This window comes from Rhizobium sp. WSM1274, from assembly GCF_025200775.1.
Lineage (GTDB): Bacteria > Pseudomonadota > Alphaproteobacteria > Rhizobiales > Rhizobiaceae > Rhizobium > Rhizobium leguminosarum_I.
In genome coordinates, this window is record NZ_CP104138.1 from 4,239,754 (window position 1) to 4,260,308 (window position 20,555).

Annotated in this window: 20 protein-coding genes and 1 pseudogene; 3 read left to right on the forward strand and 18 right to left on the reverse strand. The window is 61.5% G+C overall.

Going from position 1 to position 20,555, the window contains the following annotated elements:
- Nucleotides 1-41: 41 nt before the first annotated feature.
- Nucleotides 42-974: a dihydrodipicolinate synthase family protein gene (locus N2600_RS20965; protein ID WP_260297299.1), complete on the forward strand. Its 933-nt coding sequence runs from the start codon at nucleotides 42-44 to the stop codon at nucleotides 972-974.
- Here N2600_RS20965 and N2600_RS20970 read toward each other — a convergent pair.
- The gene (locus N2600_RS20970) at nucleotides 955-1,452 is read right to left on the reverse strand and encodes a GNAT family N-acetyltransferase (RefSeq protein WP_260109611.1); all 498 of its coding nucleotides are present in this window, start codon (nucleotides 1,450-1,452) and stop codon (nucleotides 955-957) included. The genes N2600_RS20965 and N2600_RS20970 overlap by 20 nt on opposite strands.
- Nucleotides 1,453-1,466: 14 nt before the next feature.
- The gene (locus N2600_RS20975) at nucleotides 1,467-2,417 is read right to left on the reverse strand and encodes a GNAT family N-acetyltransferase (protein ID WP_222384459.1); all 951 of its coding nucleotides are present in this window, start codon (nucleotides 2,415-2,417) and stop codon (nucleotides 1,467-1,469) included.
- Between the two features lie 139 nt (nucleotides 2,418-2,556).
- Here N2600_RS20975 and N2600_RS20980 point away from each other — a divergent pair, with 139 nt between their 5' ends.
- Together N2600_RS20980 and N2600_RS20985 are read left to right on the forward strand one after the other, a co-directional pair.
- The gene (locus N2600_RS20980; RefSeq protein ID WP_222384458.1) at nucleotides 2,557-3,492 is read left to right on the forward strand and encodes a tyrosine recombinase XerC; all 936 of its coding nucleotides are present in this window, start codon (nucleotides 2,557-2,559) and stop codon (nucleotides 3,490-3,492) included.
- Between the two features lie 167 nt (nucleotides 3,493-3,659).
- Nucleotides 3,660-4,736 carry a TraB/GumN family protein gene (locus tag N2600_RS20985; RefSeq protein ID WP_222384482.1) on the forward strand — a complete coding sequence of 359 codons (1,077 nt, stop codon included), beginning with the start codon at nucleotides 3,660-3,662 and terminating at the stop codon, nucleotides 4,734-4,736.
- 12 nt (nucleotides 4,737-4,748) lie between these two features.
- Here N2600_RS20985 and N2600_RS20990 read toward each other — a convergent pair whose 3' ends face one another.
- From N2600_RS20990 to N2600_RS21065, 16 genes and pseudogenes are all read right to left on the reverse strand, one after another.
- Nucleotides 4,749-5,249: a cytochrome b gene (locus tag N2600_RS20990; RefSeq protein ID WP_260297301.1), complete on the reverse strand. Its 501-nt coding sequence runs from the start codon at nucleotides 5,247-5,249 to the stop codon at nucleotides 4,749-4,751.
- Nucleotides 5,250-5,351: 102 nt separating this feature from the next.
- Nucleotides 5,352-6,758, reverse strand: a complete 1,407-nt coding sequence (gene lpdA / locus N2600_RS20995) for a dihydrolipoyl dehydrogenase (protein ID WP_260297302.1) — start codon at nucleotides 6,756-6,758, stop codon at nucleotides 5,352-5,354.
- Nucleotides 6,759-6,850: 92 nt separating this feature from the next.
- Complete coding sequence (locus N2600_RS21000) at nucleotides 6,851-7,603, reverse strand: SDR family oxidoreductase (protein ID WP_260109615.1); 753 nt, start codon at nucleotides 7,601-7,603, stop codon at nucleotides 6,851-6,853.
- On the reverse strand, nucleotides 7,600-8,130 hold the full coding sequence (locus N2600_RS21005; RefSeq protein WP_260297303.1) for a hypothetical protein: 531 nt from the start codon (nucleotides 8,128-8,130) through the stop codon (nucleotides 7,600-7,602). Before N2600_RS21005 ends, N2600_RS21000 begins: the two co-directional genes overlap by 4 nt.
- Nucleotides 8,130-8,306 (reverse strand): annotated as a pseudogene (locus N2600_RS21010) (DUF4241 domain-containing protein); the annotation flags it as partial. The gene N2600_RS21005 and the pseudogene N2600_RS21010, both read right to left, overlap by 1 nt.
- A 197-nt stretch (nucleotides 8,307-8,503) precedes the next feature.
- Nucleotides 8,504-9,769, reverse strand: coding sequence for a 2-oxoglutarate dehydrogenase complex dihydrolipoyllysine-residue succinyltransferase (gene odhB, locus N2600_RS21015; protein ID WP_260297305.1), 1,266 nt, complete (start codon nucleotides 9,767-9,769; stop codon nucleotides 8,504-8,506).
- A gap of 39 nt (nucleotides 9,770-9,808) precedes the next feature.
- Complete coding sequence (locus N2600_RS21020) at nucleotides 9,809-10,117, reverse strand: YciI family protein (RefSeq protein WP_017966258.1); 309 nt, start codon at nucleotides 10,115-10,117, stop codon at nucleotides 9,809-9,811.
- Nucleotides 10,118-10,133: 16 nt separating this feature from the next.
- Nucleotides 10,134-13,118, reverse strand: a complete 2,985-nt coding sequence (locus N2600_RS21025) for a 2-oxoglutarate dehydrogenase E1 component (RefSeq protein WP_026154364.1) — start codon at nucleotides 13,116-13,118, stop codon at nucleotides 10,134-10,136.
- 169 nt (nucleotides 13,119-13,287) lie between these two features.
- Complete coding sequence (gene sucD / locus N2600_RS21030) at nucleotides 13,288-14,190, reverse strand: succinate--CoA ligase subunit alpha (protein ID WP_260109619.1); 903 nt, start codon at nucleotides 14,188-14,190, stop codon at nucleotides 13,288-13,290.
- A 13-nt stretch (nucleotides 14,191-14,203) separates the two neighbouring features.
- Nucleotides 14,204-14,695 carry a DUF1579 domain-containing protein gene (locus N2600_RS21035; RefSeq protein WP_260109620.1) on the reverse strand — a complete coding sequence of 164 codons (492 nt, stop codon included), beginning with the start codon at nucleotides 14,693-14,695 and terminating at the stop codon, nucleotides 14,204-14,206.
- Nucleotides 14,696-14,697: 2 nt separating this feature from the next.
- Nucleotides 14,698-15,891, reverse strand: coding sequence for an ADP-forming succinate--CoA ligase subunit beta (gene sucC / locus N2600_RS21040; RefSeq protein ID WP_017966254.1), 1,194 nt, complete (start codon nucleotides 15,889-15,891; stop codon nucleotides 14,698-14,700).
- 34 nt (nucleotides 15,892-15,925) lie between these two features.
- Nucleotides 15,926-16,888 (reverse strand): malate dehydrogenase, encoded by a 963-nt coding sequence (gene mdh / locus N2600_RS21045; RefSeq protein ID WP_003543522.1) that lies wholly within the window; start codon nucleotides 16,886-16,888, stop codon nucleotides 15,926-15,928.
- A 175-nt stretch (nucleotides 16,889-17,063) separates the two neighbouring features.
- Nucleotides 17,064-18,227: a cell division protein ZapE gene (gene zapE / locus N2600_RS21050; RefSeq protein ID WP_260297306.1), complete on the reverse strand. Its 1,164-nt coding sequence runs from the start codon at nucleotides 18,225-18,227 to the stop codon at nucleotides 17,064-17,066.
- A gap of 64 nt (nucleotides 18,228-18,291) precedes the next feature.
- A complete protein-coding gene (locus N2600_RS21055) occupies nucleotides 18,292-18,807 on the reverse strand; it encodes a protease inhibitor Inh/omp19 family protein (RefSeq protein ID WP_026154363.1) in 516 nt (171 codons plus the stop codon).
- 136 nt (nucleotides 18,808-18,943) lie between these two features.
- Nucleotides 18,944-19,762 carry a nucleotidyltransferase domain-containing protein gene (locus N2600_RS21060; RefSeq protein WP_162116927.1) on the reverse strand — a complete coding sequence of 273 codons (819 nt, stop codon included), beginning with the start codon at nucleotides 19,760-19,762 and terminating at the stop codon, nucleotides 18,944-18,946.
- 5 nt (nucleotides 19,763-19,767) lie between these two features.
- Nucleotides 19,768-20,547, reverse strand: coding sequence for a succinate dehydrogenase iron-sulfur subunit (locus N2600_RS21065; protein ID WP_003567268.1), 780 nt, complete (start codon nucleotides 20,545-20,547; stop codon nucleotides 19,768-19,770).
- Nucleotides 20,548-20,555: the final 8 nt, after the last annotated feature.

Sequence of the window (20,555 nt, forward strand, 5' to 3'; positions counted from 1 at the left end):
GCCGAAGCGCTGTTCTTCGGCCGCTGAATTGGAGAGCACCAATGGTCAGACTGACTGAAGATGCCAAGGGCGTCTATGTGATCGCCGTAACCCCCTTCACCGATGACGGCGCGCTCGATCTCGCCAGTATCGACAGCATGGTCGATTTTTACGAAGGCGCCGACGTCACCGGCCTGACGGTGCTTGGCCAGCTCGGAGAAGCCCCGAAGCTGACCGCCGAGGAATCGCGGATAGTCGTCGAACGGGTGCTGAAGCGACTCGACGGCCGCCTCCCCGTCATCGTCGGCGTTTCGGCGCCAGGGCTTGCGCCGATGCGCGAACTCGCCGAAGCCGTCATGGGTGAGGGTGCGGCCGGCGTTATGGTCGCGCCGCCCTGGACCGTCAAGACCGACGATCAGGCTTTCGCCTTCTACCAGTCGGTCGGCGAGGCCCTCGGCGATACGCCCTTCGTGCTGCAGGATTATCCGCTCACCACCAATGTGACGATCGCGCCCAAGGTCATCGAGCGCATCGTCAACGAGGTGCACAATTGCGTCATGCTTAAGCATGAGGATTGGCCGGGTCTGTCGAAGATCTCGGCACTTCGCGCCGCCAGCGACAGGGGCGCCATGCGACGCATCTCGATCCTCTGCGGCAATGGCGGGCTTTTCCTGCCCGAAGAGATGGGCCGGGGCGCCGATGGCGCCATGACCGGCTTTTGTTATCCGGAGATGATGGTTGGCGTCGTCGAGGCCTATGCCGCCGGAAATCCCGATCGCGCCCATGCGATCTTCGATGCCTATCTGCCGCTCGCCCGCTACGAACAGCAGCAGGGCATCGGTCTCGCCTCGCGCAAATATGTGCTTGCCAAGCGCGGCGTGATCAAGTCCGCCACCCTGCGCAAGCCAGGCGCCAAGCTCTCGGCGCTCGATATTGCCGATGTCGAGCGCTTGCTGGCGCGCCAGGCCATCCGCCTCAAGGAAATCGGGGCGTGAAGCACCGGCTCAAATTCGAAGCCGCTGGATCATCGCTATGGCGCTGCAGCGCGAGCAGATGGCTATGTCCATCTCGTCCGTGGGGCTGAAACCCGAGCGCCTCCCAGAACCTCGCCGCAGCATCGTTTCCCGCATGAACGGTGACGATGCTGCAGCAGGAACGCGCATGGTCGAGCAGAGCTAGGGCAAGCATCCGGCCGATGCCGCGCCTGCGCATTGCAGGACGAATGTAGAAACGCCGCATCCGCAGCGCCTCTGACATGGCGGATTCGACGGTCATGCCGCCGATGCCGACGAGCACCTCATCGATATAAGCGCCAAGCAGCCTTTCGCCGTGATGTTCGAACTTGATATCGCCGATCGACCATTCGTAGATAAGGCGGGCGACATGGCGATAGCCTTCCCGCCGGGCCTCGCTTTCGAGATCTGCGATCTCCTGCGGTAGCCGATCGCGGAGCCTGCGGATATCGATCGTCATGGCAATGCCGGTGGTTAGATTGCAGGAACCGGAATCTCGTGGCGCGGCGCCGCAGCCGGCAGGCCGACCGGCACGAAACTCGCGTCACCATCTCTAGCCATGTCGTGCACCGTATGTTTCTCCAGCGCCTTCGTCACCTCGTTGAGGTCGCCGTCCAGATGTTCGGCCGGAATGAGATTGCCGATGACGAAATCGAAGCGGTCGCCGCATTTGTTCAGCAGTTCGTGAAAGACCGTCATGTCGCGAAGCTCCGTCGACCACTTCGCCAGCCAGTAGAACAGCCCCGAATTGCGCGCCGTCATATGGACGGGAAGGATCGGCAGATTGTATTTGCGCGCCAGCCCGACGGCCGAGGTCTTCCACGGACGTTCATTCAGCCGGCCATTCGCCCAATAGGCGATGCGTCCTGAGGGAAAGAGCACTGTCGCCTTGCCTTCCTTCACCGCATGGTTGGTCAGCTGCAGCGTTTCGCGCGCTTTCAGCTTGCTCTTATGCTCCTCCCGCCATTCGACGGGAATGATCATCTCGGCAAACCGCGGATTGACGCGGATGGCATCGCGATTGGCAAAGAACATCATGTCCGGCCGGCGCGCTTTCAACAGATCGAACACGGCAACGCCGTCGGCGATGCCGGTCGGATGGTTGCTGACGAGGATGAAGCCGCCGGTATCGGGAATGCGTTCGCCGTTGGTGATGCCGATGTCGAGTTTCAGCATGTCGCTCATATATTCAAACGACTGGAAGCCCGGCATTTTGGCGACCGCATTGGCGAATTCGAGCGCCTTGTTGTAGCGCAGCAGCGTGTAGAGGAACGGCCGCATGACCGGCCAGAGCGGATTTTTCACGATCCTCTGGCCGCGTTCGGCAATCAGCGTATCGACGATATGACCGGGCTTTCCCTGTGAAACGAGAGCGATCGCTTCCGCGAGCTGTCCGAAAGCCGTCATGGAATCGCGCCGTGCCATGAAAGATCCTGTTTATGGGGTATAAGCTATCGCAGTACAATATGATCGAAGGATGACAAAGGCTTGGCCGGCATTAGCAATTCCATAACTGTTCCTGCTCCAAATTGGCGGACTTGAAGGCAAAATCAAGGCCCGCGACGTGAACGAACTGCTTGTTATCGCCGATCAGCGCCTGATGGCGGAACGGGCCGCGTGGCTCGAAAACCTCGCCAGGGAGCGCCGTCTTTCCGAGCATACTCTCGACGCCTACGAGCGCGATACCCGCCAGTTTCTGACCTTTCTGACCGGCCATCTCGCCGGCCCGGCGACGCTCGGCGATATCAGGGAGTTACGCCCCGCCGATTTCCGCGCCTTCCTGGCGGCCCGGCGCAAGCAGGGCTCCGGCGCCCGATCGCTTGGCCGCAATCTCGCCGGTCTTCGCTCACTGCTGCGCCATCTCGAAAAGAGAGGCCTGGTCAACGCCGCCGGTGCTGCCGCGGTGCGCTCGCCGAAACAACCGAAATCGCTGCCCAAGCCGCTGTCGGACACCCAGGCGATCACCGTCGTCAGCGACGACGCCCAGCTCCATGACGAACCCTGGATTGCGGCCCGCGATGCGGCGGTCATGACGCTGCTCTACGGCTGCGGCCTGCGCATCTCCGAGGCGCTGGATCTTACGCCCGCCGACCTGCAGAAGGGCGCGACGACCCTGCGCATCACCGGCAAGGGCAACAAGACGCGGCTGGTGCCGCTGCTCTCCGTGGTTTTCGACGCCGTCGAGAAATACCGCACGCTCTGCCCATATCATCTCGAAAGCGGCGAGCCGCTGTTTCGCGGCGCTCGCGGCGGCAAGCTGCAAGCGGCAATCATCCAGCGGACCATGCAGAAGATGCGCAGCGCCTTCGGCCTGCCGGAAACGGCGACACCGCATGCATTGCGCCACTCCTTCGCCACCCATCTGCTGGCCGGCGGCGGTGATCTGCGCACCATCCAGGAATTGCTCGGCCATGCCAGCCTTTCCACAACACAGGTCTATACCGGCGTCGATGCATCGCGGCTGCTCGAGGTGTATGATCGGGCGCATCCGCGCGCCTAACGCATCGGAGAAACAGGACGCGTAGATTGAAAGTGTTAAAGCGCATGGCATCGATCCAACTGAATGTGAGGCGCTTTAAGCTTTCGTTAAGGCCTTCTCTTAAAGGAATATGCGCAAGCCGGGCGTAGAGCATGAAACGCACAAGGCATGTGATCGGAACACCCATCATGACGACATCAATCGGCCGCCGGACGTCTTACCTCGCAGTGCCGGCCAATCTGTTGCTCTGGCTGATTGCGGCCTTTCACATGCTGCTTCTTGCCGCCCTGTTTGCCGCCTTCCTGACGGCAAGGCCGGCGGCGGCCGAAGATGTCGCCTGCACCGGCCGCAACCTGATGGTCGAACTGCAGCAGAGCGACCCTGCCCGCTATGCCGAGGCGCTGAAGGAAGCCGAAGCCACGCCGAACGGCAAGGGCATCTTCTGGAAGATCGAGAAGCCGGGACTTGCACCCTCGTGGCTGCTCGGCAGCATGCATGTCACCGATCCGCGCGTGCTTGCCCTGCCGCCGCGCGCCCAGGCAGCCCATGACGCCGCCGACACCATCATCATCGAATCCGACGAGATCCTCGATGAGCGGAAGGCGACCGCCGCCCTGCTCGCAAAGCCAGAGCTGACGATGTTCATCGACGGCACGACGATCGATAAGCTGCTCTCCCCCGAGGACTACAAGCGCCTCGAGACCGGCCTCAAACAGCGCGGCATCCCGATCAGCGCCGTTTCCCGGATGCGGCCCTGGATGATTTCCAGCGCCGTCGCGCTTCCGGCCTGCGAAATCGCCCGTAAGGCGAAAGGCGGGCAGTTCCTCGACCAGAAGATCGCCACCGACGCCGTTGCTCAGGGCAAGCAGGTCAAGGGGCTGGAGACGCTTGCCGAACAGATCCAGGCCATGGCCGATCTGCCGGTCGAATTCCATCTGAAATCGCTGATCGAGACGCTGGAACTCGGCGACAAGATGAGCGATGTCGTCGAGACGATGACCGACCTCTACCTCTCCGGCGATATCGGCATGACCATGCCGATGCTGAAAACCGTGACACCGGAGGAGGAAGGCGAAAACAGCGATTATGCCGCCTTCGAACAGCGCGTCATCCTCGACCGCAACAAGGTGATGGCCGAGCGCGCCGCGCCCATTCTCGACGGCGGCAACGTCTTCATGGCCGTCGGCGCCCTGCACCTGCCCGGCAAGGAAGGCGTTATCGAGCTGCTGCGCCAGCAGGGCTTCACCGTGACCGCGGTAAACTGAGCCCGTCGGCGCTCAGCCGAGCGTCATGCGGCGCAGAACATTGCTTTTCCAATAGAACTGATGGACGAGGGCGCCGGCGACATGCGCCGCGATCAGCGCCCAGAGAATGATTTTCAGCACATCCGCGTGGAACGAACCGGCGGCATCGATACCGAAATAGTAGGCGGCGATGCCGGAAAGCGGCATCGCGAAGATCAGGATGTAAAGGCCGGCATGGGCAAGCCTTGCTGCAAGACGGAAGATCGCCGGCTCCTGCGCGATCTCATCCGGAACGCCCTTGGTAAAACGCAACCCGAGCCTGAGCGCAGCAAGCACCAGAACGGCGATGCCGACATAGGCATGGATATTTGCCGATGAAATCTGCTCGGGCGTCGGCACCTGGCCCCTGCGCATGAGGCGATGCCAGATATTCATGCCATCGGGAAACAGCAGGTTGAAGAAGATCAGCAGCGCTATGGCCCAGTGAAGAAAACGCTGGCTCAGGCTGTAACTCATGATGGACGGCTGCTGCATTTCTAGACCTTCAAGGGATGCTGAACTCAACGATACGCAACAACTAAAACAGCCGCCTGCCTTCCGGCAAGCGGCCATATGCTTTGTTACGAATATGTAAGATTACATATGGATCGGCTTGAAGAAGGTTGCGAGCGCAGCCTCTTTTACCGCTTCCGACATTGTCGGATGCGCGTGGCAGGTACGGCCCAGATCTTCCGACGAACCGCCGAACTCCATCAGCACGGCGATCTCGTGGATCATCTCGCCGGCGCCGAAGCCGACGACATGGCCGCCGAGCACCCGGTCGGTTTCCTTGTCAGCAAGGATCTTGACGAAGCCGTCCGTTGCCAGCATCGCGCGCGCCCGGCCGTTCGCCGTGAAAGGGAACTTGCCGACCTTGTAGGCGACGCCTGCCGCCTTCAGCTCTTCCTCGGTCTTGCCGACGGAAGCGATTTCCGGCTGGGTGTAGACGACGCTCGGAATGACCTCGTAGTTCACATGGCCATGCTGTCCGGCGAGGATTTCGGCAAGCGCCACGCCCTCGTCTTCCGCCTTGTGCGCCAGCATCGGACCCTTGACCACATCGCCGATCGCATAGATGCCTGCGACATTGGTCTTGAAGTGACCGTCGATCTCGACACGGCCGCGGTTGTCGAGCGTCACACCGGCTTCTTCGAGGCCAAGACCGGCCGTATAGGGGTTGCGGCCGGTGGCGATCAGCACGACCTCGGCGTCGAGCGTCACCTTGTCGCCGCCCTTGACGGGCTCGAAAGTGACCTTGGCGCCCTTGTCGCCCTTTTCGACGCCGGTAACCTTGGAGCTGAGATTGAATTCGATGCCCTGCTTGGCCAGCATGCGCTGGAATTGCTTGGAGACCTCGCCGTCCATGCCGCCAAGGATGGTGTCGAGATATTCGACGACGGTGACTTTGGCGCCGAGGCGCGACCAGACGGAACCGAGCTCGAGGCCGATGACGCCGCCGCCGACGACGATCAGCGTTTCCGGCACCTTCTCCAGTGCGATGCCGCCGGTGGACGAGATGATGGTCTTTTCGTCGATCTCGACCTGCACGCCGGGAATGCCGGCGACGTCGGAGCCGGTGGCGATGACGATGTTCTTGCTTTCGATCTCCTGCACCTTGCCGTCGTCGGCGGTGACGGAGACCTTGCCGGCCGAGACGATCTTGCCGGCACCTTGGAAGGCATCGATCTTGTTCTTCTTGAAGAGGAAGGCGACGCCGTCGACATTCGACTTCACCGTCGCATCCTTGTGGGCCATCATATTGCCGAGATTGAGCGTCGGCGCCGGGACGTCGATACCGAGTGCGCTCATCCCGTGGCCGGCCTGATGGAACATTTCGGAGGCATGCAGCAGCGCCTTCGACGGAATGCAGCCGACGTTCAGGCAGGTGCCACCATAGGTCGCCCGCTTTTCAACGACGGCGACCTTGAGGCCAAGCTGGGCCGCCTTGACGGCACAGACATAGCCACCCGGGCCGGTTCCGATAATGATCACATCGTAGGACATTGCTTCTTTCCCTTTGGATTTCGTTTAATCGGCCGCGTGCGACATCAGGCCGAGGAACTCGAGAATATATTGCAGCTGTTTTCCCAGTCGTTCTAGCGGCCGCCGCTCACATTGAGGATCGCGCCGGTGATATAGGAGGCCGAAGGCGACAGAAGATAGAGGATCGCATCGGCCACCTCCTCGGGCGTGCCCGCGCGCTGCATCGGGATTGACGGCGCCAGCTCTCGCGGCCGATCCGGCAGGCCGCCGGAGGCATGAAGGTCGGTTTCGATGACGCCGGGCCTTATCGCATTCACCCGGATACCCTCGGCTGCGACCTCGCGGGCCAGCCCGACGGTGAACGTATCGATCGCCGCCTTCGAGGCGGCATAATCGACATACTGCGTCGCCGAACCGAGGACCGCCGCCATCGAAGAGATGTTGACGATCGCCCCGCCCTTCCCGCCATGCCGGCTCGACATGCGACGTATGGCCTCTGCGGCGCAGAGGATCGACCCGGTCACATTGACGCGCAGCATGCGCTCGATCCGCTCTACCGACATCTCGTCGACGCGTTTGGGATAATCGACGATGCCTGCATTGTTGACGAGCCCGTCGAGCCGGCCGAAATGCTGGTCGACCGCCGTAAACATCGAGACAATATCCGCAGCCTTGCCGACATCGCCCTGGATCGCCACGGCCTCGCCGCCATCCTCGACAATCGCAGCCACGACGGCATCCGCGGCTTGAGGGTTGGCGGCGTAGTTCACCGCGACACGCCAGCCCTGGCGCGCGGCGAGCCGTGAAGCCGCGGCGCCGATACCCCGGCTTCCGCCGGTAATCAGAACCACAGGTGCATCGCTCATGTCGCACACTCCTTAAATGTCAGCACGTCCCAGGGTGCCACCACGGCCTTGCCCTCGCCCCAAGCGCTGGATTCGCGGATGGCGGGACCAAGGCCGGGAAGCACGAGCTTCTCGGCTGCCTCAGCACCATCCGGTTGCAGATTGTCCATCTCGCCATCGGCATCCATGCCATAGACGGCGCCCTGCCACACCGTGCAGGCATCGAGATCGGCGCCGGTCGCATCCCCCTCGGGGCAGTTGAACATCAGGATGCCGATGGCGCGCACCGGATCTTCCGAGGGCATGACATAACCGTCCATCACGACGGATGTCTTGAGCGCGCTGACCTTGAACTGGTTGCTGGCGGCGGCCGATGGAGAATTCAGCGGCGCAAAGCGCAATTCATAGGCACCGTCACGATCGAGGTAGACCGCCCGTTCCTGCTTGCATGCCGCACCGAACGTGGACGCCGGAACGCCGAAAAATGCAACGGCTGCGATTGCAACCACGCCTCTCCGTCTCGTCGAGATCACGATCCTTCCGCTCATTACAGCTTCGGCTCCTTCCGCCCGTCGGCATTCCCGACGCTGAAATCCGTCAGCAACACCAGCGTGTGGCCATCCTTGTCTAGTCCCCAGAAGACCGGATAAAAACCGTCGCCCCAGCCGCTCCAGAACGCCGTGACATTGCCTTTCTTGCCCGCGACCGGCCGATGCAGCGCATAAGGCAGCCGATGCGGAGACTGGGACATGCGCGGCGGCAGCGCAAAGAAGAAGGCGCGCCGCTCGCATGATCCGGTTCCGCATCGAAAGCGCTCCCCTTGAGCAATTCCAGCAAAAGTGTGCAGCGGTTTTGCGTTCGGAATTGCGTGAAAACAAATAGTTAGAGTATTTCCGTGATTGGAAGAAAAACGGAAATACTCTAGAGATCGAGAACCAGACGTTCCGGATCTTCCAGGCTTTCCTTGACGCGCACGAGGAAGGTGACCGCTTCCTTGCCGTCGACGATGCGGTGATCGTAGGACAGCGCCAGATACATCATCGGGCGAATGACCACCTGGCCGCCGATCGCAACCGGCCGCTCCTGGATCTTGTGCATGCCGAGAATGCCGGACTGCGGCGCGTTGAGGATCGGCGAAGACATCAGCGAACCGTAGACGCCGCCATTGGTGATGGTGAAGGTGCCGCCCTGCATGTCGGCCATGGACAGCGAGCCATCACGGGCCGCCTTGGCAAGACGGCCGAGCTCCTTCTCGATTTCGGCGATCGACATCTGGTCGGCGTCACGGATGACAGGAACGACGAGACCTTTGTCCGTGCCGACGGCCATGCCGACATGGCAGTAGTTCTTGTAGATGACGTCGGTGCCGTCGATTTCGGCGTTGACAGCCGGCAATTCCTTCAATGCATGCGTCACCGCCTTGGTGAAGAAGCCCATGAAGCCGAGCTTGACGCCATGCTTCTTCTCGAAAATGTCCTTGTACTTGTTGCGCAGATCCATGACTGCCTTCATGTCCACCTCGTTGTAGGTGGTCAGCATGGCGGCGGTGTTCTGCGCGTCCTTGAGGCGCTTGGCGATCGTCTGCCGCAGGCGCGTCATCTTCACGCGCTCTTCGCGCGAGGCATCCTCGACCGTCGACGGGCCGCGCGCGGCGGCAGGCGTTGCCGCGGGTGCGGCCGCCGGAGCGGAAATGCCCTTGGCGACGGCGGCGATGACGTCGCCCTTCAGCACCTGGCCGCGCTTGCCGCTACCGTCGATCTGATCAGCGGAAAGATTGTTTTCGGCAAGCATCTTCGAAGCCGCCGGGGCCGGCGGCATGGTGGAGACGGAGGCGCTCGACGACGACGCAGCAGCGGCGGCAACTGGCGCTGGCTGGGCAGCCGCCGCCGGGGCTGGCCGGGCAGGCGCGGCGGCCGGTGCGGCAGCAGCCGGCGCGGCCACAGCGGCAGCACCTTCGGCGATCTGGCCGAGCAGCGCGCCGAGGCCGACGGTCTCGCCGGCAGCAACGACGATTTCCGAAAGCGTGCCGGAGGCCGGTGCCGGAACTTCGATGGTCACCTTGTCGGTTTCAAGCTCGAGAATCGGCTCGTCGACCTTGATGGCGTCGCCGACCTTCTTGAACCAGGTGCCGACGGTTGCCTCGCTGACGGATTCACCGAGAGTTGGAACGCGGATTTCTGTGGCCATTGTTCAGATCCTGATTTCGTGTGTTTTCGTTTATGCGTTTCAGACGGCGGGCGGCCGCGAGATGATCGAGGGCATCGGCAGGATATCGAAGCGGAAACCGAAACCGGAAGCGATGATAGGATCGCCGTCGGCAAGAAGCTGTGCCGCTGCTTGATCCTCGACTTCGACGATCGCCATGCCCCAGGCGCCTTCACCCTCGAAGACCGGGCCGACGACGATTGCCGATCCCGCAAGGGCGTTCCGATGCCAGTATTCGGCATGGCGTTTCATCGCCGCCATTTCCTCCCCGGTCCCGTCATGCGGGAAAGTGGGGCGCGGCGGCTGTAATCTCAGAAAGAAATAAGCCATTGCGCCCCCCCTTGTTTTAACCGCCCAATGCATCCTCGAGGAATGCGGCGAGCTGCGACAGATGCTTGGACATCAGGCCCGTCGCCGGCGAGGCGGCGGCCGGACGGCCGGTATAGCGGACGCGCTGGTACTTCGCGTCGATATGGGCGAGCACCCATTCGAGGAAGGGGTCGATGAACGACCATGCGCCCATGTTCTTCGGCTCTTCCTGGCACCAGACCATCTCGGCATTGCGGAAGCGCGACAGCTCGTTGATCAGCGCCTTTGCTGGGAACGGATAGAGCTGCTCGACGCGTAAGAGATAGACGTCGTCGATGCCGCGCTTTTCACGCTCTTCGAGAAGATCGTAATAGACCTTGCCGGAGCACATGACGACGCGGCGGATCTTGTTGTCCTTCTGCAGCTTGATCGGGCCGTCCTTGATCACTTCGGCATCGTCCCAGAGCAGGCGATGGAAGGCAGATTCGCCGGCCATTTCGGCAAGCGTCGAGACCGCCCGCTTGTGGCGCAGCAGCGACTTCGGCGTCATCAGGATCAGCGGCTTGCGGAAGTCGCGCTTCAGCTGCCGGCGCAGAATGTGGAAGTAGTTCGCCGGCGTCGTGACGTTGGCGACCTGCATGTTGTCTTCCGCGCAAAGCTGCAGGAAACGCTCGAGGCGGGCCGAGGAGTGTTCAGGACCCTGGCCCTCATAGCCGTGCGGCAGCAGGCAGACGAGGCCCGACATGCGCAACCATTTGCGTTCGCCCGACGAGATGAACTGGTCGAAGACCACCTGCGCGCCGTTGGCGAAATCCCCGAACTGCGCTTCCCAGAGCGTCAGCGCATTCGGGCGGGCAAGCGAATAGCCGTATTCGAAACCAAGCACGGCCTCCTCCGAAAGCATCGAATTGATGACTTCGTAGCGCCCCTGCGTAGGCGAAAGATTGGCGAGCGGGATGTAGCGCTCTTCGGTTTCCTGGTCGTAGAGAACGGAGTGGCGCTGCGAGAAGGTGCCGCGCTCACAATCCTGACCCGAGAGGCGGATCTTGCTGCCTTCGACGCAGAGCGCACCGAAGGACAGCGCTTCAGCCATCGCCCAGTCGATACCCTCGCCGGTGGCGATCATATTGGCGCGGTTTTCCATGAAGCGCTGGATCGTCCGGTGCGCATTGAAGCCCGCCGGGATCTCCGAGAGCTTGCGGCCGATCTCCTTCAGCGTCTTCATCGGCACGGCGGTCTTGCCGCGGCGCTGCTCGTCGGCATTGTCGGCCGTGCGCAGGCCCGACCACTCACCATCAAGCCAGTCGGCCTTGTTCGGCTTGTACTGCTGGCCGGCCTCGAATTCCTGTTCGAGATGGAGGCGCCAATCGGCCTTCATCTTCTCGACTTCGCCGTCCGTGAGCAGGCCCTCGGCGACGAGGCGGGCCGCATAGAGCTGCAGCACGGTCTTATGGGCGCGGATCACCTTGTACATCTTCGGCTGCGTGAAGGACGGTTCGTCGCCTTCATTGTGGCCGTAGCGGCGGTAGCAGAACAGGTCGAGCACAACGGGCTTGTGGAACTTCATGCGGAATTCGGTGGCGATCTTGGCCCCATAGACCACCGCTTCCGGATCGTCGCCGTTGACGTGCAGGATCGGCGCCTCGATCATCTTGGCGACGTCGGACGGATAAGGCGACGAGCGCGAGAAGGCCGGGTTGGTGGTGAAGCCGATCTGGTTATTGATGATCACATGCATGGTGCCGGCGACGCGGTGACCGCGCAGACCGGAAAGGCCGAGGATTTCGGCAATGACACCCTGGCCGGCAAAGGCCGCGTCGCCATGGATCAGCAGCGGCAGCACCTTGGCGCGCTCGGAAAGCGGGATGATGTCGCCGTCCCAGACGGTGGCGTTCATATCCTGCTTGGCGCGGGCCTTGCCCATGACGACGGGATCGACGATTTCGAGATGCGACGGGTTCGCCGTCAGCGAAACGTGGATCTTGTTGCCATCGAATTCGCGGTCGGAGGAGGCGCCGAGATGGTACTTGACGTCGCCTGAGCCCTCGACCTCGTCGGGAGCGGCCGAGCCGCCCTTGAACTCGTGGAAGATCGCCCGGTGCGGCTTGCCCATGACCTGGGAGAGCACGTTCAGGCGGCCGCGATGGGCCATGCCGAACACGGCTTCCTTGAGGCCGAGATGGCCGCCACGCTTGAGGATCTGTTCCAGCGCCGGGATCAGCGATTCGCCGCCGTCGAGACCGAAACGCTTCGTGCCCTTGAACTTGACGTCGAGGAACTGTTCGTAGCCTTCGGCTTCCACGAGCTTGGCAAGGATCGCCTTTTTGCCTTCCGGCGTGAAGGCCACACCCTTGTCCGGTCCTTCGATGCGCTCCTGGATCCAGGCCTTTTCTTCCGGGTTGGAGATATGCATGAATTCGACGCCGAGCGTCGAGCAATAGGTGCGCTCGAGGATTTCGATCATCTCGCGGATGGTCGCGTATTCCAAGCCGAGCACGTTGTCGATGAAGATCTTGCGATCGTAATCGGCGGCCGTGAAACCGTAATTCTCCGGCGAAAGTTCGTGATAGTCATCAACGGGAGCGGCGATGCCGAGCGGGTCGAGCTTGGCATGCAGGTGGCCACGCATGCGGTAAGCGCGGATCATCATGATCGCGCGCACGGAATCGCGCGTCGCCTGCAGCACCTCGGTGCTATCGGCAGGCTTGCCCTGAGCTTCGGCCTTGGCCTTGACCTTGGTCTCGATCACCTTCTCGACGATGCCCCAGTCGCCATCGAGAGCCGATACCAGATCGCCGCCGGCCGGAATCGGCCAGTTCTTCTTGCGCCAGGAAGCGCCCTTGGCCGCCCTCTTCACATCGCTGGGATCCTCCTCCAGCGCCTTGAAGAAGGACCGCCACTGATCGTCGACCGATGCCGGGTCCTCTTCATATCGCGCATAAAGCTGCTCGATATAGGCAGCGTTGGCGCCATCCAGAAACGAGGTGATCTGAAACTGCTCGTTGGCTTCTTGCCGTGCCATGGTGATATGCGGACGCTTCCGTCCGCCTCCTGACTTTGATGAATTTGCCGGCTTGATGGCCGGCTGCCGCATTCCATTGCCGCCTGTCCGCGGCGCATCTGCTGGTTTCGTATTGTCGAGGCCGGGCGGAAGGCGCAGATGCCGTTCCTCCGCCCGGTCTATAGGTGGCTTAGCCCTTGAGGACTTCAACCAGCGTCTTGCCTAGGCGGGCCGGGGATGGCGACACCTTGATGCCTGCCGATTCCATCGCTGCGATCTTCGATTCCGCATCGCCCTTGCCGCCGGAAACCACAGCGCCGGCATGGCCCATGGTGCGGCCCTTCGGGGCCGTACGCCCGGCAATAAAGCCAGCCATCGGCTTCTTGCGGCCCTTCTTGGCTTCGTCCTTGAGGAACTGCGCTGCGTCTTCTTCAGCCGCACCGCCGATTTCGCCGATCATGATGATCGAGTGGGTGGCTTCGTCGGCCAGGAACATTTCCAGGACGTCGATGAACTCGGTGCCCTTGACCGGGTCGCCGCCGATGCCGACGGCCGTCGTCTGGCCGAGACCTTCATTGGAGGTCTGGAACACGGCTTCATAGGTCAGCGTGCCCGAGCGGGAAACGATACCGACCGAACCCTTGCGGAAGATCGAGCCCGGCATGATGCCGATCTTGCATTCTTCCGGCGTCAGGATGCCCGGGCAGTTGGGGCCGAGCAGGCGCGACTTGGAGCGGTCGAGGCGAGCCTTGACCCGCACCATGTCCATGACCGGAATACCTTCGGTGATGCAGGTGATGAACGGGATCTCGGCGTCGATCGCCTCGATAATCGCGTCGGCGGCTCCTGCCGGCGGAACATAGATGACGGTCGCGTTGGCGCCGGTCTTTTCCTTGCCTTCGGCAACGGTTGCGAAGATCGGCAGGTTTTCGCCCTTTGCGCCGGTCCAGGTTTCGCCGCCCTTCTTCGGGTGGATACCGCCGACCATCTGGGTGCCGTAATAAGCGAGCGCCTGTTCGGTGTGGAACGTGCCGGTCTTGCCGGTTAGGCCCTGAACGAGAACCTTGGTGTCTTTGTTGACGAGAATGGACATGCGAGGCCTTTGTTTAGGAGAGGTTGGAAGACGTGGAGGACGCGCGACGATAGACGCCGCTGACGACCTCCTGCCAAGTATCGCTGCCTGCAGGCGAAAAGCTGACGCCCATCCGGTAGCAGTCTTCATTTTCAAATGTGAATACGGTGCGCTGGCTGCCGCGCGGCGAAGTCTTCATCAGCACAAGCTCATTGCCGTTCCACTCGCCGGACGCCGGCACGGGCGGCGCAAAACCTGCGGTGTCGAACTGATAGAGTTTATAGGTCTGGTCCGAAGCATCGAAGCCGAAAACATTTCGCGCCTCGAACGAAACAGTACCATCGCGCGTCTGGCGGTAGCGCTGCTCGAGAAAGAACCCTCCGAACAACGCCTCACCGGAAAAGTCAGCACTGGCCTTGCCTTCACTCGTCCACGCCGACGCCGCGACACGCTCGTCCCCTTCCCATACGCCGGCGAAGGCGTTGAGGCGGAAATGAGCAGCGGAGGGCGTGGACTGGAAGGTCATGATCAGCCGTTGATCGCCGCGACGATCTTCTTGGCTGCATCGTCCAAGTCGTCAGCCGCCGTGATCGCCAGACCCGACTCGTTCAGGATCTTCTTGCCGAGTTCGACATTGGTGCCTTCAAGGCGCACGACGAGTGGAACCTTGAGGCCGACTTCCTTGACCGCGGCAATCACGCCCTCGGCAATGACATCGCACTTCATGATGCCGCCGAAGATGTTGACGAGAATGCCTTCGACCTTGGGGTCTGCGGTAATGATTTTGAAAGCAGCAGCAACCTTCTCCTTGCCGGCACCGCCGCCGACGTCGCAGAAGTTAGCCGGCTCCTTGCCGTAGAGCTTGATGATGTCCATCGTTGCCATGGCAAGGCCTGCGCCGTTGACCATGCAGCCGATATTGCCGTCGAGCGCGACATAGGCGAGGTCCCACTTCGAGGCCTCGATTTCCTTGGCGTCTTCTTCGGTCTCGTCGCGCAGCGCCTTGACGTCGTCGTGACGGAAGAGCGCATTGCCGTCGAAAGACATTTTGGCATCGAGGACGCGCAGATGGCCATCCTTCATGACGATCAGCGGATTGACCTCCAGCAGAGCCATGTCCTTCTCGCCAAAGGCCTTGTAGAGCGCCGGGAAAAGCGCCTTGGCGTCTTCGGCGGCAGCGCCGTCGAGCTGGAGAGCCTTGGAGATTGCAGCAACGTCGGCCGCCGTCACGCCGGCTTCCGGATCGATGGCGATCGTCTGGATCTTTTCGGGCGTATCGTGGGCGACGGCTTCGATATCCATGCCGCCTTCGGTGGAGACCACGAAAGCCACGCGACCGACCGAGCGGTCGACCAGCAGCGAGCAATAAAGCTCGCGAGCGATGTCGGCGCCGTCTTCGATGTAAAGGCGGTTGACCTGCTTGCCGGCTTCGCCGGTCTGGGCAGTCACCAGCGTGTTGCCCAGCATTTCCTTGGCATGGGCGACGACTTCGTCGATCGACTTGGCGAGACGCACGCCGCCCTTGGCTTCCGGCGACAGCTCCTTGAACTTGCCCTTGCCGCGGCCGCCGGCATGGATCTGGCTCTTGACCACGTAAAGCGGACCGGGAAGCGACTTGGCGGCAGCTTCGGCTTCTTCAACCTTGAGAATAGCCACACCCTCGGCAACCGGGGCGCCATAGCCCTTCAGCAGAGCCTTGGCCTGATATTCATGAATGTTCATGGGTGTATCCCTATTTCGATTACTTCAGCGCCAATCACTTCAGGGCAGGCGCGATGTTGATGCAGGCTTCGCAGAGACCGGCGACGGCGCCGACGGACTTGTCGAAGGCTTCCTTCTCGGTCTTGTTGAGATCGATCTCGATGATGCGCTCGACGCCGCCGGCGCCGATGACGGTGGGGACGCCGACATACATGTCCTTGACGCCGTACTGACCGGAGAGGTGGGCAGCGCAGGGCAGCACGCGCTTCTTGTCCTTGAGGTAGGATTCAGCCATCTCGATCGCCGAGGCGGCCGGCGCATAATAGGCCGAGCCGGTCTTCAGCAGGCCGACGATTTCGGCGCCGCCGTCACGGGTGCGCTGGATGATCTCTTCGAGACGTTCCTTGGTGACCCAGCCCATGGTGACGAGGTCGGTGAGCGGAATGCCGCCAACCGTCGAGTAGCGGGCGAGCGGCACCATCGTGTCGCCGTGGCCGCCGAGAACGAAAGCCGTGACGTCCTGGACGGATACGTTGAATTCCTTGGCGAGGAAGAGGCGGAAGCGCGAGGAGTCGAGAACGCCGGCCATGCCGACGACCTTGTTGGCGGGAAGGCCGGAAAACTTCTGCAGCGCCCAGACCATGGCGTCGAGCGGATTGGTGATGCAGATCACGAAAGCGTTCGGGGCATATTTCTTGATGCCGGCGCCGACCTGCTCCATGACCTTGAGGTTGATGCCGAGAAGATCGTCGCGGCTCATGCCGGGCTTGCGGGCCACACCTGCCGTGACGATGCAGACGTCAGCGCCCTCGATCGCGGAATAGTCGCTGGCACCCGTCAGATTGACGTCGAAGCCTTCGACCGGCGACGACTGGGAAATATCGAGACCTTTGCCCTGGGGAATGCCGTCTGCGATGTCGAAGAGAACGATGTCGCCCAGTTCCTTCAGTCCGGCGAGGTGTGCCAGCGTGCCACCAATCATGCCAGAACCAATGAGTGCGATCTTGTTACGCGCCATTTCGCTGTTTCCTTTGCGATCAAATTCGTCGAACGGACGCCAAGGCACCGCCCAATGACGCAATCGCATAGACCCAAAGCCTAAAAATGGCAATTCATTATTTTTGATGCAGCGTTTTCAATCGTTTAGATACAAAAATCCTTACGTAAACGTAAGATCTTCTGTCACCGAACCGTTATTCTGCGGCGCGTCTCTCATGGTGCAGCGCAAGATATTCCGCGCTGCGCATCTCGAACAGGCGCGAAGCCGTGCGGTCGAATTCGAAACCCTCGATGCCCCGCCGTTGCAGCAGCAGTTCCTCCGGCATGGCCGCCGCGGAAATGTAAAGCCGCACGGCATGATCGTAGAACGTATCGACCATAATGATGAACCGCTTGATCTGGTTCCGCTTTTCCGGCCCGAGCAAGGGAATGTGATCGACGAAGACCGTATCGAAACGCTCGGCGATCGCCAGGAAGTCGACTGCCCCGAGCGGCTTGTCGCAGAGATCGGCGAAAGAGAACCGCGCCATGCGGTCGACGGCGAGCGGCACATGGATGTGGCGCCCCTTCATCGGAATATCCAGCGGCTGCGCCTTGCGCCCATGCAGCGCCTGCGTCCAGGACGCATCCATCGCCATGTCGTTATGGTCGTTGATCGGCACCAGATAGACCGGCTGGCTGCTCAGCTTCTCCATCCGGTAGTCGGTCGGCGAATCCAGGGTGACGACATCGACATGCTGCTTGAGCAGGGCGACGAAGGGCAGGAACAGGCTGCGATTGAGACCATCCGTGTAGAGATTGTCGGGTTCGACGTTCGAGGTCGCGACCAACACGCATCCGCGCGCGAAAAGCTCGGAGAACAGCCGCGACAGGATCATCGCATCGGCGATGTCGGTGACCGTGAACTCGTCGAAGCAGAGCAGTTCTGCCTCGTCGTAGAGCGCTGCGGCGACCGGCGGCATCGGGTCGGCCTGTCTCGTCTCGCCGTTCTTGAGCTTCAGCCGGTGCGCCGCGATGCGGTTGTGCACATCCGCCATGAATTCGTGGAAATGCGCCCGGCGCTTCTTCCTGCACGGCGCCATCGCGAAGAACATGTCCATCAGCATGGTCTTGCCGCGCCCGACGCTGCCGTGGATATAAAGCCCCTTGATGCCGTCTGTGGATTTCTTCTTGGCGGCAAACAGCCAGCCGAGCGCGCTCGATTTTGCCGCCGGCAGCCGCTGCTTCAGCCCGGCGAGCACCCGGTCGAGGCTCTTTGCCACGTCCAATTGGGCAGAATCGACCTGGAGGGCGCCCGATGCGGTCAGCGCTTTAAGCTGTTCGCAGACGCTGAGCGCATAATCCGGCATTGGTTGCATGAGCGCATATCCGCCTGTCAGTCAATGGCGCTGACCCGCCGGTTCGTTTACCACGCCAGTTAGTTTACCGACTGAGGCTGATCGACTGGCCCGTGCTCGTCTGTCCCTGGAAGCGGTTGTCGGCCGTCTTGTAGACGCTGCCGAGCTGGTTGCCCGAGCGGTCCTTGAGCAGCACCTGCTTGCCGGCGACCTCCCAGGAGCCCATCGCCGTCAGCTCGCCGACGCAGCCACGCGTGCCGCCGCGCGAACCGCTGCCGAGATTGGTGAGCGTCAGGAACATGTCGCAGCTGCCGTTGACACGCCAGCTTCCAACCATCGATTCCTTGGTGATATCGAGCGCATTCGCCGCCATTGCGCCAGGCTGAGCGCCCGGCATCGGCGACGCCGACGCTGGTGCGGCCGGAAACTGCGAGCTGCCGGTCGGCGGCGGAAGCTGCCCGCCCTGTACGGAGGGCACCGGTTGCGCCGTCAACGGCGTCGGCACCGAGTTTGAGCTGGAGTTGTAATTATATGCCGTCCGATCACAACCGGCTAGCGCGAGAGCCACCACCAGACCTGTCATCGCATATCGCAACTGCATCATCATACTCCTGAATTCGGCCATCGCCGCAGAGAAACGGGCGTGAGACAAGTCCGATTATCGTAATTCGCTTTGGTTAATCAAGTCGGGCGGCATAAATTGCCCGCGACAACACCTAACCGAAAAACGATACAGTTCAACTGTCCCGCTGCAAAACTTCCTGCACATAGAATTTGTCAGCAAGGTGTTGCCCGCGTTCATCTCTGTCAGGATCCCTGTCGAACTCGCGCAATGTCTCGGAATAGCGCTCCAGTGCACCCTGCAGGAACACTTGCACCAGTGCCGGTGGCAGGCCCACACCCATTTCGCGCGTCTGCTTCTTGACATGCACGAGATCGAGTATCGCCGCCCGAAGTTCCGGCGCGATGGAGATCGTCTCAAGGCATTCCAGCATATTCATCGGCGGCAGCACGCGATATGAACGCTGCCGCATCCATTCGAGCGCGATAGCCGGACGCAGGGCATAGAGCAGCGTCTTCAGCTTGATCACGTCTTCGCCATGGCTTTGAAAATGCCGCCGCATAAGTCCGACATAATGCGCAGCGACCTTCTCCGGCACCATGACGTGATCAAGAAACGCGCCGAGACGGGAGCGAAAACCAGCTTCCTCTTCGTAGGCGATCGGCGATTTCAGCCATTCAACCACCACGGCGTTTCCCTTGAGCGCGAGCCGCAACGCCTTTCTGAGATCCCAGCCGCCTGTATCGATATCGCCAATGATCGGGAACTCGATGACATCGCGCGCCGAAACAAGAGCAAGATGATGTTCGACGGGACGGATGTAGACAAAGCGACAATCATAATCGCTGTCGGGAGATGGAAAGCCCCAGGCGCGGCTGCCACTTTCGATCGCAAAACCGATGCGGATGCCCTGTTCGCGCACCGAGGCAAGCCGCGACCTGATCTCTGTGACGGCTTCGGGATCGAAGCCGTCGATTCCGCCATCGGTATGCATGCTGATCAAACCCGGCGCTCGACCATCATCTTCTTGATTTCGGCGATTGCCTTGGCCGGGTTAAGACCCTTTGGACAAGTCTGCGCACAGTTCATGATCGTGTGGCAGCGATAGAGACGGAACGGATCCTCCAGATTGTCGAGGCGCTCGCCGGTCGCCTCGTCTCTGGAATCGATCAGCCAGCGATAGGCCTGCAGCAGAACGGCCGGACCGAGATAGCGGTCGCCGTTCCACCAGTAGCTCGGACAGGAGGTCGAGCAGCAGGCGCAGAGGATGCATTCATAAAGGCCGTCGAGCTTCTGCCGGTCCTCGTGGCTCTGCTTCCACTCCTTGGCCGGCGCCGGCGACACCGTCTTCAGCCATGGCTCGATCGAACGATGCTGGGCATAGAAGTTGGTGAGGTCCGGAACCAGATCCTTGACGACGGGCAGATGCGGCAGCGGATAGATCTTCACCGCACCCTTGATATCGTCGAGGCCCTTGGTGCAGGCGAGCGTGTTCGTGCCATCGATATTCATCGCGCAGGAGCCGCAAATGCCCTCGCGACAGGAGCGGCGCAGCGTCAGCGTCGGGTCGATCTTGTTCTTGATGTAGAGCAGACCGTCGAGCACCATCGGCCCGCAATCGTCGACATCGATGTAGAAGGTATCGATCGACGGGTTCTGACCATCGTCCGGGCTCCAGCGGTAGACGCGGAATTCGCGGGTGTTCTTGGCACCCGCCGGCTTCGGCCAGACCTTGCCTTCGCGCATCTGAGAATTCTTGGGGAGAGCGAGTTCAACCATGTCCGGTT